Genomic DNA, 11961 nt, shown 5'->3' with positions numbered 1-11961 from the left:
GGAGGAGCCATGTCCGCCCAGATCGCCGCGATCATCGCCCACGCCGAAGTCCTGCGTTCGGACGCCCGCGCTCTTGCTGCCTGCGCCGAGCGCCTGCGCGCGATCGAGGCGGGGCTGAAGGCCGGCGGCGGGGCACCGCATTGGCTGCACGCCTCGGTGACCGCCCACCTCGCCGCCTGCGCGGCGGCCGCCGCCGACCTGGAGACGGCCGCGCAGCGCCTGAGCCGCTACGCGGACGAGGCGAGCCCATGACCGGGGCGGTCGGCGAGATGACCGGCGGGCACGGACGCCACCGTGGCGGCGAGGTTTGCAGGCCGTGGAGAGGGCCAGCGCGATCATGGTCGCGCCGGCGGCGCCGCGGGCGGGGGTGAGCAGTTCGGTGGCGTGGATGCGGCCGAGGGTTTGGCGCCGGTCATGCGCCTGCCCTCACCAGCAGGATCACCTCTTCGACGCCGCCGGCGGGTCGCCGGCCGGATTCGATGATCTCGTAGGGTTTGTGAGGTGTTGAGCATCGTCCATAGCGCTCATCGTGCTCGGGTGCCCGCTTCCCCGGCCGACCCGGGCAAGCCTATGGTGCCGCGAGGTCTGTACTTCGTCGCCGCCGGGTTGGCCGCCCTGCTCAATGGATGGGCGTTCGCGGTCGTTCTCGGGGCGGGCGCTCCCGGGGTGCTGGTCGGGGCGTTATACGGGCTGCCGGTGGTTGTGGCGTGGTACCGGCCGATGGTCGCGTGGTGGCTCATGCTGGGGCTGCTTCTCCTGGCGACGGCGCTCAGCGTCGCCGACTGGCGGCCCTGGCTCCTGAGTGAGTCGGTGGCGCAGGCGCCGGTGATGTTCACCCTGGCGCTGGTGTCCGCGCGGCGGGTCACGACCGCGGCGTTCCTGACCACGCTGGCGGCGGGGGTGTTGTCAGTGCTCTGGGTACGGCCCGAGTCGCCGCACGTGGTGCAGGCCATGGTGAGCTGGAGCCTGGAGCTGCTGGCTGTGACGATGATCGGGCACAGCTACAGGATGCGGCGGCTGAGCACCCTGCGGGTCGCGGAGGAGTACGGCAAGCGGCGGCTGCTGGAGGAGCGCGCGCGGATCGCCCGTGAGCTGCACGATCTGGTGGCTCATCACATGTCGGTCATCGCGGTGCAGGCCTCGACGGCCCCGTACCGGATCAAGGGCGGGGCGTCGGAGGAGGTGCTGCGGGAGTTCCGCGACATCAACGCCGCCGCGAGCACCTCGCTGACTGAGCTGCGGCAGCTCCTCGGCGTGCTGCGGGGCGATCGGGACGACCCGCTGACAGCACCGCAACCGAGCCTCGACGGGCTTGCCGAACTGGTGGAGTCGGCGCGGCGGGCGGGCACGCCGGTCCACATGGAGCTGCCGGAGCACACTCCCGAGGTCGGCGCGGCCATGTCGCTCACGGTGTATCGGATCGTGCAGGAGGCGCTGAGCAACGTGATCAAGCACGCCAACGGTGCCGCGACAGCGGTGACGATCGCCCTGGACGGCCGGAACCTCGTGGTCGAGGTGGTCAATGAGGCGGGGGCGGAGTCGGTGCCCGGGTCCGGGTCCGGGTACGGGCTGGTGGGCATGCGCGAGCGGGTGGCCCTGGCAGGTGGCGAACTGTTCGCTGGAACGCTGGCCGACGGGCGTTACGCCGTGCGGGCCGTACTGCCGCAGGGGGAGAAATGATCTCCGTTCTGGTCGCGGACGATCAGGCGATGGTCAGGGCAGGGTTCGCGGCGCTGCTGTCGGCGCAACCCGATGTCGCGGTCGTCGGCGAGGCCGCGGACGGCCTGGAGGCGGTGGACCTGGCCAGGAGGACGCGGCCGGACGTGGCTCTCATGGATGTCCGCATGCCGCATCTCGACGGGCTGGAGGCCACCCGGCGGGTGGTCGAGAGCGTTCCCGGCACCAAGGTGGTGATCCTGACCACGTTCGACATCGACGACTACGTGTACACGGCGCTGCGCGCCGGGGCCAGCGGCTTCCTGCTGAAGGACGCGCCGCCGGCCGATCTGATCAGCGCGGTGCGCGTGGTGGCCGCGGGAGAGGCGTTGCTGGCGCCGTCGGTGACCCGGCGGCTCATCGAGGAGTTCACGAGCAGGCAGTCGATCGACGAGCGCGAGGCGTTGCGGCTGAACGTGCTCACGCCCCGCGAGCTCGACGTGCTCAGGCTCATCGCCGACGGCCAGTCCAACGCCGACATCGCGCGCAGCCTGACGATCGCGGAGGAGACCGTCAAGTCTCACGTGGGGCGGATCCTCGGCAAGCTCCACCTGCGCGATCGCGCGCAGGCCGTGGTGCTGGCCTATGAGAGCGGCCTGGTGGTGGCCGGGCGTCACTCCGCAGAGGCACGGCGGAGCAGACGGTTGCGCTCCTGAGGGTGATCCGCTTACGCCGATCTCACTCCTACCGTCCTCGGCATGATCAGATTGTCGACGGCGGCCATGGTGGCCCGCACACTCTCCCGGGAGTCCGAACTGCGCGGGTTGTCGCAGCTAGTGGGGCGTGGCGACGTGTGCCTGGACATCGGCGCCGCCTACGGGATGTACACCTTTCCCCTCGCCCGCCTGGTGGGGCGCACCGGGCGGGTGCACAGCTTCGAGCCGCTGCGCCTGCCGTACCAGATCCTGGAGTCGGCACGGCAGGCCGCGGGGGCACGCCACGTGATCACCACCAATGCCGCGCTCGGCCCCGCCAACGGGCGGCAGAGGCTCCGCTTGCCGTACCGGTTCGGGCTGCCCAACCACGGCTGGGCTCACCTGCAGGTGGGGTTGAAACGTCCGGGTGATTCCGGGGGCAAGACCCTGGAGGTGCCCGTTTACACCATCGACCACGTGTGTGAGACCCGCAGGATTCCGTGGGTCGACTTCATGAAGGTGGACGTGGAGGGGTTCGAGTCGGCGGTCCTGGAAGGCGGGCGCCGCACGATCGAGCGCCACCGGCCCAACCTCCTGCTGGAGATCGAGGACCGTCATCTCGACAAGTACGGCATGAGCGCGGCCGACGTGACGGAGCCGCTGCTGAGGATGGGATACCGCATGTACATCTGGCGGCGCGGCCGCTGGCAGAGGACCGACGCGACAGACCATCGGCGCCGCAACTACCTGTTCAGCAGCCGGCTTTCCTGACATCGGGCTGGACCGGATCGATGGGGTCACGGGTGAGGTTCTGCGCCCTGGACCCGGACCTGGGCTACAGCTGGTCCCCGTTCTCGATGACGTAGCGCACGCCGGGGTGGGGTCGTCGCCGTGGTGGCGTGCCGCCGCTTTCTGGGCGGTACTCGAAGTGCCACCACTCGTTGTCGTACATGCGGTAGAGGTCGTAGCGGGCGCCGTGTTCCTCGAGCCAGCGCGCGCCTTCGTGGGGGCGCACGTCCAGCGCGATGCCCTTGACGTGGCTGGATTCAGCCGGTGGCAGCACGAGCATTCGTGCCGAGGCCGGGGAGCCGGAGCGGCGCACCTCTTCGTCGAACATGCGTTGTTGGACAACGGGGTCGCGGTAGCCCGAGGTGAGGCCGATGAGCTGGCCGTGACGCCAGAGCGCCTCGGTGCGCGCCGCGGTGAACGCCGCCATGGCACCGTCGGTGAGCCCGGTGAGGTCCTCGGCGGGGAATCGCATCCGTAACGCCCAGCGGCAGGCCAGTTCGCGGGCACGGCCGGGATGGCGGGCGAAGGCCGCGGGCAGCAGGAGCACGGCCAGCACCAACGTGACCGCGGCGTACAGCCGGTCTCGGGGCCGAGGTGGGAGGGTGCGTGGTTCGTCCATGACGACTACGATTGGCGCCGAATGTGCGTGCGTTGTCAGCCGCATGTCACCGTTTCTCGACGGCGGCGACCGTCGGCGCGACCCTCGGCGCGGCTGTCGGCGCGACCGTGACACAACCATGACACGGAGCGGACGCGGCGGAGACACGGCCGGCCGACAGTGGATGGGTTGACCGGCGGGCGGATTACGGAGCGTGCTGTGAAACTCGGCGGCGTGTCGCGAGTGTTGTTGATCGAGGATGACCCGGCCGTGCGGGAGGGCCTCGAGCTGGCCCTGACCCGGCATGGGCACCGGGTGCGCGCGGTGGAGTCCGGCGAGCAGGGGCTGGACCGGCTGCGTGCGGACCTTCCCGACGTCGTCGTGCTCGATCTGATGCTGCCTGGCATGGACGGGTTCGAGGTCTGCCGCCGCATCCGGGCCACCGGGGAGGTGCCGATCATCATGCTGACCGCGCGCGGCGACGACATGGACGTGGTGGCCGGGTTGGAGGCGGGCGCCGACGACTACGTGGTCAAGCCGGTGCAGCCCAGGGTGCTCGACGCACGCATTCGCGCGGTGCTCCGGCGGATCGGCCGGGACCAGGCGGAGCTGGAGCGGTACGGGGACCTGACCATCGATCGGGCCGGGCTGGTGGTCGCCAACCGCGGCGTGCCGGTCAGCCTCGCCCCGACCGAGCTGCGCCTGCTGCTCGAGCTCTCCGGCACGCCGGGCCGGGTGCACAGCCGCCAGCAGCTGCTGGAGTCGGTGTGGGAGCATGGGTATTTCGGCGACTCGCGTCTCGTGGACGCATGCGTGCAGCGGTTGCGCGCGAAGATCGAGGACGACTCGGCGGCGCCCGTCTACGTGCAGACGGTGCGTGGGTTCGGGTACCGGTTCGGGCCGGTGTGAGCCGCCCGTGGCACCTCGGCCGAGCCTGGGGCTGCATGCCCGGCTGCTGTTCGCGTTCGCACTGCTGTGTGTGGTCACCGCGGCCGCGGTGGGCGGCTGGATCTATGTCGAGGCCCGCACCGCCATCCTGCAGCGGGCCCAGGATGCCGCGGTGCAGGCGATGACAAGCCGCCTGCAGGCGCTCTACCCGTTGCGGAGTGCGACGCCGGACCAGGCCGAGCTCGGCGAGCTCGCCGCCGCCGTGACCGACAAGTACAGCTTCGCGGTCGCCGTCTACCAGGAGGAGCACGCGCTGGCCGGCCCGCCGGGGCGCTGGAGGCCGGGCGAGAACGCGCCGGTCCTGACTGTCGGGGCGATTCCACCGGGGCTGCGGCGGGTGGTGGCCGGCGGCGACGTCGCGTGGCAGCGCGTGGTGTGGCAGGGGGCGCCCTACCTGATCATGGGCACGCCGTTGGTGATCGTCGAGGGGGACGGGAAGTGGTGGGTGTCCGGCATCGAGGTCTACGTCGTACGCAGCCTGTTTCCCGAACAGCACAGCATCGACGAGCTCGCCGCACGCGCCTGGCTCACCGGCGGGGCGGCCCTGGCGTTCGCGGTCGTCCTCGCGTTGCTGGCCTCCCGTGGCGTGCTGCGCCCGGTGCGCGAGCTCGGCCGGGCGGCACGCCTGCTGGGCGAGGGGCAGCTGCGGACCAGGATCGCGGTGCGCGGCTCCGACGAGCTGGCCGACGTGGCACGCACGTTCAACAACACCGCCGCGGAGCTGGAACGGCACGTCAAGCAGCTGCGCGAGATGGAGGCCGACGCCCGCCGGTTCGTGGCCGACGTGTCCCACGAGCTGCGCACCCCGCTGGCCGCGCTCGCCGCGGTCGCCGACGTACTCGACGAGGAGGCGGCCCGGCTGCCCGAGCCCGCCGGCAGGGCCGCCAGGCTGGTCAGCCAGGAGACGCTCAACCTCACCGGGCTGGTGAACGACCTCATCGAGATCAGCAGGTTCGACTCCGGCGTCGCGGCCCTCGCGCTGAACGAGATCGACGTGGCCGAGCTGGTGCGCGCGACCCTGCGTACCCGGGGCTGGTCGGAGCAGGTGGACACCGAGCTCCCACCCGGAGTGACGGCACGGCTGGACCCGCGCCGGGTGGACGTCATCCTCGCGAACCTGGTCGGCAACGCCCTGCGGCACGGCGAGCCACCGGTGTCGGTACGGCTTCGCGCCGAGGCGGACCGGGTCACTCTCGAGGTCCGCGACCACGGACCGGGGCTGGACGAAGCGGTGCTGCCGCACGTGTTCGACCGGTTCTACAAGGCCAGCGCGGCCAGGGCCAGGTCCGAGGGCAGCGGCCTCGGCCTGGCCATCGCGCGGGAGAACGCGCGTCTGCACCGAGGCGACCTCACCGTCGCCAACGCCCTGGACGGCGGCGCCATGTTCACGCTGCGCCTGCCACGCCGGGCACACGATCCGGACGGAGGCCCCGAGTGAGGCCCCGGCTCGCCCGCCGCATGCTCGCCGCGGGCCTCGTCTCGCTCGTCGCCGTGGCCGGCTGCGGCGTGCGCCCCAGCGATGTCATCCCCGCCGGCGACCCGCCGAGCGGACGCGTCGCCCCGCCGAACGGACGCGCCGTACCACCCGCGACGATCACCCTCTATCTGGTGAAGAAGGGCCGGCTCAGCGCGGTGACGCGGCCCACTTCTCGTCCGATGTTCCAGGCGGACACGCTCGCGCTGCTGGCAGCCGGACTCACCGCGACGGAACGGGCGCAGGGACTCACCACCGACGTCCCGCCCGAAGCCGGCCCGTTCTCGGTGACCGCCAAGCCGGCCGGCCACCTGGTGGTGGCCCTGTCCACTCCGGCCGGCGAACTGTCCGCACTGGCCGTCAAGCAGATCGTGTGCACGGCCGCCGCCACGGCGCCGGAAAGCCCTGCCCAGGTCACCGTCACCGGTGCCGGGCAGAGCGTCGGCCCCCGGAAATGCCCGGGGCAACGGTAGCGACCTGGCCCTCTACTGCGGTCAGGCGGCAGCGCGTTCGTCGAGCGGCCGCCGGCGCAGGCGCGCGTGCTCGATGGCGGGTGGGTTGTAGGCCATGTCGAGCGTGCCGATGTCGGTGCCGGGTGGCACGATCTCGTCGATCCGGTCGAGGATCTCGTCGGTGAGCGTGACGTCGACGCCGGCGAGCAGGTCGTCGAGGTGCTCCATGGTGCGCGGTCCGGTGATCGCGGACGTGACGCCGGGGTGGGCGATCGCGAAAGCCATGGCCAAGTGGGTCAGCGGCATCCCGGCGTCCTGGGCGAGCGGGATGAGCTGCTCGACAGCGTCCAGACGGCGCTCGTCGCTCAGGTGCCTGAAGCCGAACCGGGACCGGTGTGTGGTGTTCTGCTGATTCTTGCGGTAGCGGCCGGTGAGCAGGCCTCCGGCGAGCGGGCTCCAGACCAGGGTGCCCATGCCGTACTGCTGGACCACGGGGAGGACCTCGCGCTCGATGCCGCGGTTGAGTATCGAGTACGGAGGCTGCTCGGTGCGCAGCCGGGTCAGCCCGCGCCGCTCGGCGACCCAGTGGGACTGGACGATGTCCGAGGCCGGCAGCGAGGAGGTGCCGATGGCCCGGACCTTGCCGGCACGCACCAGGTCGGTGAGCGCCGACAGAGTCTCCTCGATGTCGGTGTCGGGGTCGGGCCGGTGAATCTGGAACAGGTCGACGTAGTCGGTGCCCAGGCGGCGCAGCGAGCCGTCCAGGGCGCGGACCAGCCAGCGGCGTGAGGCGCCCGACCGGTTGGGAACGACCGGGGTGGCGCCGCTGGGGTCGTAGTCCACGGGAAAGCGGGCCTTGGTGGCGAGCACCATGTCGTCGCGGCGCCCCTTGAGGGCCTTGCCCACGATCTCCTCGGACTCGCCGTGGGAGTACATGTCGGCGGTGTCGATGAAGTTGATCCCCGCGTCCAGGGCCTTGTGGATGATCTTGATCGAGTCGTCGTGGTCAGGGTTGCCGACGGCGCCGAACATCATCGCGCCGAGCGCGTAGGGGCTGACCTTGATGCCGGTCCGGCCCAGAGTGCGGTACTGCATGACGCTTCTCCTGGGGTTGTGGTCGAGGTGTGGTGAGGGCTCGTTCGGGATGCCGTACGCTGAACGAAGCGGAACGCCTTTCCGGAACTATACGGAAAGGCTTTCCGGTTAAGCAAGCGAAGGAGTGCTGTGACGGAGAACACGGCGCCGGCCGGAGTGGACTCGACCGGCTCGGCGGATGCGGGCGGACCCGGACGCGGGTCGCGTCGGCTGCGCGCCGACGCGCAACGCAACATCGACTCCTTGCTCGAAGCAGCGAAGGCGGTCTTCGGCACGTCAGGCGTGGACGCGCCCGCCAAGGAGATCGCCGATCTGGCCGGCGTCGGAGTCGGAACGCTGTACCGGCACTTCCCGCAGCGCTCAGACCTGGTCAAGGCCGTGTTTCAGCGCGAGGTGGATGCCTGCGCCGACGCGGCTCCGGCGCTGAGCGCAGCGCACGAGCCAGTGGTAGCACTCGCGAAGTGGCTCCACCGGTACACCGAGTTCATCGCGACCAAACGAGGACTCGCCGCAGCCCTCCACTCGGGCGATCCGGCCTTCGACGCCCTGCCCGGCTACTTCATGCAGCGACTCGGCCCCGCCCTTGGGTCACTGCTCGAAGCCGCGACAGCAAGTGGCGAGATCCGTGCCGGCATCAGCCCCAAGGACCTCCTGTACGCCGTCGCCAATCTGTGCATGCCGGTGACGGACGAGGGCGTCGCCTACAGCCAGCGCATGGTCGCGCTGCTCATCGACGGACTACGCTACGGCGCCGGCACGAGCCAGGCTCGCTCCTGAAGCCGTACACAGACCGGTTGCGCCGGTCTTGCGAGTGCCCTTGGCACGGAGCCTGGACGGCTGCGATTTCCCGGTCATGATGGGAGCGAGCCGACCTCCCTCCGAAGGGTGTCCCGCATGCCTAAGTTCGGGCTTATCGTGCCGTGCTCACTGCTTCCTTTCGGGCTGGGCCTGTCTGTCCTGATCGTATTGGTCCTCGAATGGCTGGCGCCGGACGTGATCCCGTTCGAGCTGGGCACCTTCTGGGCGGTCCGGCAGCCCTTCTGGACGGCCTTCGGCGACTCGATCGTGCAATCCTGGCCCGTGCTCGCCGCCGGGGTGCTGATGACGCTGATCTTCCTCCCCGCCAAGCGGCAGCAACAGCGCCACCTGGCTCTGTACGGCGCGCCGGAGGGCCGGGTGGTCACGCTCGGCCCCGGTGCGGTCCTCTTCAACAGCGCGCTGGAGGAGGTCGTCTTCCGGTGGCTGCTGTTCTACGCGGCGATCGCCGGCGCGGTGGCGATGGACTACATCGTGCTCGGGTTCGCCGAGCTCCACCCGGTCCGATGGTTCTTCACCGAGCTGCTGATCCCGGCCGCCGACTGGGCCACCGCCGGGCGGCTGCACGAGGTGCTCACCGCCGGCCCATGGACGGTGGCCGCCGCCATGCTCACCAGCAACGGCCGGTTCCGCAACGGCCACGCCTACCAGGGGCTTCTCGGCTTCGCCTGGTCCTGGTACATGGGGATGTTCCTGTTCCTGATCATGTTCGAGCACGGCCTCCCGCTGGCGATCGCCGTACACGTGGCCTACAACCTGGTCATCCTGGCCGTCCACCTGGCCATCGTGGGCACGATGCCGCGCCTGCTGCTGCTCGAGCGACCACCCCTCCCGTACGAGGGGGAAGAATGATGTGCGCAGGCCAGGCGCACGAGGTCGCGCTCCAGCACTGGATCGAGACCACCATGACGTTCAAGTCCGTCGTCGGCCGGCACGAGACGATCAACCGGCTCGGCGCGAAGCTCACCCGCACCGAGGACCTGCGCACCGCCAACCGCTCCGCCTCGAACGGCCGCCATCCGCTACCGCACCGCCGCGACGCCCGGCCTCGAAGAGGCGGTCTGTCGTACGACAAGTGAACCGCCGGGCGGGGGCGGACGAGCTGTCCACGGCCCGTGGCAAGTTGCCCGACCGCGGTGTCGATGCTCTTCGGGCTGCCTCCCGGCGATGCTCGAGTTCGGCTCGAACGCCGCGCCATCGGCCTTCAAGCGCGACTGGCCGGCGCCCGGCTTCACTTGGACGGGCATCGAGGCCTTCACCGCCAGTTCCTGCTGGAGGAGGAGTAACGGCGAGGCCGATCCATGCTCCCGGCTGTCGGCGACACATGGACTGACCGACCAGATGAACGAGCGAAAGGTGCTTCCATGCCTACATCACCCTTACCCACCATCACGGATCCGGCCGCCGTCTCGGCTGACCAGACCCGCATCGGCTACCGCACCGTAGGCACCGGACCGAACCTCGTCCTGGTCCAGGGCGCCATGGGCACCTGCGAGAACTTCACCGAGCTCGCCGGCCTGCTCTCCGGCTCCTTCACCGTGATCCTGCCCGACCGCCGCGGCCGCGGCCTCAGCCCACGCCCGTTCGAGCCCGGCTATCAGGCCGCCCGGGACATCGAAGATCTCGCCGCCGTGCTCAACGCCACCGGCGCCACCGACATCTTCGGACTCAGCACCGGCGCCCTGCTGGCCCTCGAAGCCGCCCGCACACTCCCCAACATCCGGCGCGTCGCGGCCTTCGAACCCCCCATCTACCTCGACGGCCTGCCGACCGAGCTCATCGCGCGCTTCCACCGCGAGACCATCCGCGACGACCTGCCCGCCATGCTGATCACCGCCATGAAACTCACCGGCCTCGCCCCGCGCCCGGTCGAGCTCATTCCCCGGCTCCTCCTGGAGGCCGCCATGCGCCTCGTTCTGCGCCGCGAGGCTCGGGGGAAGCCAGGGCGTTATGCCTCGACGGCTGAACTGGCCCGAGCCCTGCCCTATGACATCGCCGTCGTCGAGCAACTCCAGGACATCACCCACTACAGCGCCATCGACGCCGAAGTCCTGCTCCTCGGCGCCGAACAAAGCCCGCCGTACATGCGAGCGGCACTGGACACCCTGGCCAACACCCTCCCCACAGCGGAACGCATCGAACTGGCCGGCGTCGGCCACGGCGCGGCCTGGAACACCGACCGCAGCGGCAACCCCCACACGGTGGCCCCCGCCCTACGCCGCTTCTTCACCCCCGCACAACCGAACTGAGCAGGCCAGCCCAGAGTCAGCCGGCGCATCCGCCGCTGCGGATGGTGCCCCCGCCTTCCGGGTACGTTCGTCGTGTTCGCCATCTCCGCCATGAACGAGGCCCTGTCATGCAAGCCATCACGGTCCGAGACCGCTCCGCCGGCCTAGCCGGGCTTTCCCTGGCGGAAGTGCCGTACCCCCGCGCCGCCGAGAACGACGTCATCGTGCGGGTGCACGCTGCCGGGTTCACCCGCGGGGAGCTCGACTGGCCGGCGACGTGGTCCGATCGCGCGGGCCGCGACCGTACGCCGAGTGTGCCCGGGCATGACGTGTCCGGTGTCGTCGCCGAGTTGGGGTACGGAACCACCGGCCTGACCGTCGGCCAGCGGGTGTTCGGCGTGACCGACTGGGCCCGCAACGGTTCATTGGCCGAGTACGTGGCAGTGGAGGCGCGCAACCTCGCGCCGCTGCCGGCCGGCGTCGACCACACCGTGGCCGCGGCGCTGCCGATCTCAGGGCTGACCGCATGGCAGGGGTTGTTCGACCACGGCCACCTCGCTGCCGGCCAGACCGTCCTGATCCACGGCGCCGCGGGCGGCGTCGGTTCCATCGCGGTGCAGCTCGCACGCGAGGCAGGAGCCCGAGTGATCGGCACCGGCAGGACCGGCGACAGGGACACCGCACTCCGTCTCGGCGTGGATGCCTTCCTGGACCTGCAGTCCGATCCCTGGAGGACGCCGGCCAGGTCGACGTGGTGTTCGACGTGATCGGCGGCGACATCCTGGACCGCTCGGCGGCGCTCGTGCGAGCCGGCGGCACGCTCGTCACCATCGCCTCGCCGCCCACGGTCCGGCCCCGGGACGGGCGGGCGATCTTCTTCGTCGTCGAGCCCGACCGCGCCCAGCTCGCGGACCTGGGCCGGCGGCTCCGGGACGGGCGGCTGCGCCCGATCGTCGGGGCCGTGCGGACACTCGCCGAGGCGTCATCCGCGTTCGCCCCCGGCCAGCGCACCCGCGGCAAGACGATCATCCGGGTCGCGGAAGACGAATAGCCGGCCACGTACGCGGCGGTGTGGCGCTCTCCTCCGACGCGGTCCAGGACCGGCTGCGCCTGGGCAGACCGTGACGAAGGCTTGAACCCGTCCTTGGCCGGCCTCGAAACACCTGGGGCAGCGTACTCAGGCAACTCCACTCCGTCTGGGCAGGAGAGC

15 protein-coding genes are annotated in these 11961 nt (G+C 70.8%); 13 read left to right on the top strand and 2 right to left on the bottom strand.

The features are described from left to right. The first annotated feature begins 9 nt into the window (after positions 1 to 9). The 4 genes from ACIBVN_RS50670 (at position 10) to ACIBVN_RS50655 (ending at position 3122) form a co-directional block, all read left to right on the top strand. On the top strand, positions 10 to 252 hold the full coding sequence (locus tag ACIBVN_RS50670) for a hypothetical protein (protein WP_397148390.1): 243 nt from the start codon (positions 10 to 12) through the stop codon (positions 250 to 252). Positions 253 to 537: 285 nt separating this feature from the next. Beyond that, a complete protein-coding gene (locus ACIBVN_RS50665) occupies positions 538 to 1680 on the top strand; it encodes a sensor histidine kinase (RefSeq protein ID WP_397148388.1) in 1143 nt (380 codons plus the stop codon). Further along, positions 1677 to 2372, top strand: a complete 696-nt coding sequence (locus tag ACIBVN_RS50660) for a response regulator (protein WP_397148386.1) — start codon at positions 1677 to 1679, stop codon at positions 2370 to 2372. The genes ACIBVN_RS50665 and ACIBVN_RS50660 overlap by 4 nt, the downstream gene beginning before the upstream one ends. 42 nt (positions 2373 to 2414) lie before the next feature. Continuing rightward, positions 2415 to 3122: an FkbM family methyltransferase gene (locus ACIBVN_RS50655; protein ID WP_397148384.1), complete on the top strand. Its 708-nt coding sequence runs from the start codon at positions 2415 to 2417 to the stop codon at positions 3120 to 3122. 64 nt (positions 3123 to 3186) lie between these two features. Here ACIBVN_RS50655 and vanY-N read toward each other — a convergent pair whose 3' ends face one another. Next, positions 3187 to 3759, bottom strand: coding sequence for a D,D-peptidase/D,D-carboxypeptidase VanY-N (gene vanY-N, locus ACIBVN_RS50650; protein ID WP_397148382.1), 573 nt, complete (start codon positions 3757 to 3759; stop codon positions 3187 to 3189). A gap of 213 nt (positions 3760 to 3972) precedes the next feature. Here vanY-N and ACIBVN_RS50645 point away from each other — a divergent pair, with 213 nt between their 5' ends. From ACIBVN_RS50645 to ACIBVN_RS50635, 3 genes are read left to right on the top strand one after another with little or no spacing between them, the layout of a single operon-like run. Continuing rightward, on the top strand, positions 3973 to 4647 hold the full coding sequence (locus ACIBVN_RS50645; protein ID WP_397148381.1) for a response regulator: 675 nt from the start codon (positions 3973 to 3975) through the stop codon (positions 4645 to 4647). Between the two features lie 7 nt (positions 4648 to 4654). Further along, a complete protein-coding gene (locus ACIBVN_RS50640) occupies positions 4655 to 6124 on the top strand; it encodes an ATP-binding protein (RefSeq protein WP_397148379.1) in 1470 nt (489 codons plus the stop codon). Next, positions 6121 to 6633, top strand: a complete 513-nt coding sequence (locus ACIBVN_RS50635) for a hypothetical protein (protein WP_397148377.1) — start codon at positions 6121 to 6123, stop codon at positions 6631 to 6633. The genes ACIBVN_RS50640 and ACIBVN_RS50635 overlap by 4 nt, the downstream gene beginning before the upstream one ends. Before the next feature lie 21 nt (positions 6634 to 6654). On the opposite strand, the gene ACIBVN_RS50630 is transcribed toward ACIBVN_RS50635, so the two are convergent. Beyond that, positions 6655 to 7707: an aldo/keto reductase gene (locus ACIBVN_RS50630; protein ID WP_397148375.1), complete on the bottom strand. Its 1053-nt coding sequence runs from the start codon at positions 7705 to 7707 to the stop codon at positions 6655 to 6657. Between the two features lie 129 nt (positions 7708 to 7836). Between ACIBVN_RS50630 and ACIBVN_RS50625 the strand changes: the two genes are divergently transcribed. The 6 genes from ACIBVN_RS50625 to ACIBVN_RS50600 all read left to right on the top strand — a co-directional run bounded on the left by ACIBVN_RS50625 (position 7837) and on the right by ACIBVN_RS50600 (position 11802). Further along, on the top strand, positions 7837 to 8484 hold the full coding sequence (locus ACIBVN_RS50625) for a TetR/AcrR family transcriptional regulator (RefSeq protein WP_397148373.1): 648 nt from the start codon (positions 7837 to 7839) through the stop codon (positions 8482 to 8484). 117 nt (positions 8485 to 8601) lie between these two features. Further along, positions 8602 to 9375, top strand: coding sequence for a hypothetical protein (locus ACIBVN_RS50620; protein ID WP_397148371.1), 774 nt, complete (start codon positions 8602 to 8604; stop codon positions 9373 to 9375). Further along, positions 9372 to 9602, top strand: coding sequence for a hypothetical protein (locus tag ACIBVN_RS50615; RefSeq protein WP_397148369.1), 231 nt, complete (start codon positions 9372 to 9374; stop codon positions 9600 to 9602). The genes ACIBVN_RS50620 and ACIBVN_RS50615 overlap by 4 nt, the downstream gene beginning before the upstream one ends. Positions 9603 to 9887: 285 nt before the next feature. After that, complete coding sequence (locus ACIBVN_RS50610) at positions 9888 to 10772, top strand: alpha/beta fold hydrolase (RefSeq protein ID WP_397148367.1); 885 nt, start codon at positions 9888 to 9890, stop codon at positions 10770 to 10772. Positions 10773 to 10879: 107 nt separating this feature from the next. Beyond that, on the top strand, positions 10880 to 11518 hold the full coding sequence (locus ACIBVN_RS50605; RefSeq protein WP_397148365.1) for an NADP-dependent oxidoreductase: 639 nt from the start codon (positions 10880 to 10882) through the stop codon (positions 11516 to 11518). Beyond that, positions 11506 to 11802 carry a zinc-binding dehydrogenase gene (locus tag ACIBVN_RS50600; RefSeq protein WP_397148363.1) on the top strand — a complete coding sequence of 99 codons (297 nt, stop codon included), beginning with the start codon at positions 11506 to 11508 and terminating at the stop codon, positions 11800 to 11802. Before ACIBVN_RS50605 ends, ACIBVN_RS50600 begins: the two co-directional genes overlap by 13 nt. The last annotated feature ends 159 nt before the right edge of the window (positions 11803 to 11961 follow it).

This window comes from Nonomuraea sp. NPDC049400 (assembly GCF_044466425.1).
Classification (GTDB): Bacteria; Actinomycetota; Actinomycetes; order Streptosporangiales; family Streptosporangiaceae; genus Nonomuraea.
The sequence above is the reverse complement of the archived record's forward strand: the minus strand, read 5'-3'. Positions and strand labels throughout refer to the sequence as shown.

Coding starts and splice junctions, on each gene's coding strand:
- ACIBVN_RS50670 (WP_397148390.1), top strand. CDS start 10: ATGTCCGCCCAGATCGCCGCGATCATCGCCCACGCCGAAGTCCTGCGT.
- vanY-N (WP_397148382.1), bottom strand. CDS start 3,759: ATGGACGAACCACGCACCCTCCCACCTCGGCCCCGAGACCGGCTGTAC.
- ACIBVN_RS50610 (WP_397148367.1), top strand. CDS start 9,888: ATGCCTACATCACCCTTACCCACCATCACGGATCCGGCCGCCGTCTCG.
- ACIBVN_RS50630 (WP_397148375.1), bottom strand. CDS start 7,707: ATGCAGTACCGCACTCTGGGCCGGACCGGCATCAAGGTCAGCCCCTAC.
- ACIBVN_RS50615 (WP_397148369.1), top strand. CDS start 9,372: ATGATGTGCGCAGGCCAGGCGCACGAGGTCGCGCTCCAGCACTGGATC.
- ACIBVN_RS50660 (WP_397148386.1), top strand. CDS start 1,677: ATGATCTCCGTTCTGGTCGCGGACGATCAGGCGATGGTCAGGGCAGGG.
- ACIBVN_RS50605 (WP_397148365.1), top strand. CDS start 10,880: ATGCAAGCCATCACGGTCCGAGACCGCTCCGCCGGCCTAGCCGGGCTT.
- ACIBVN_RS50620 (WP_397148371.1), top strand. CDS start 8,602: ATGCCTAAGTTCGGGCTTATCGTGCCGTGCTCACTGCTTCCTTTCGGG.
- ACIBVN_RS50655 (WP_397148384.1), top strand. CDS start 2,415: ATGATCAGATTGTCGACGGCGGCCATGGTGGCCCGCACACTCTCCCGG.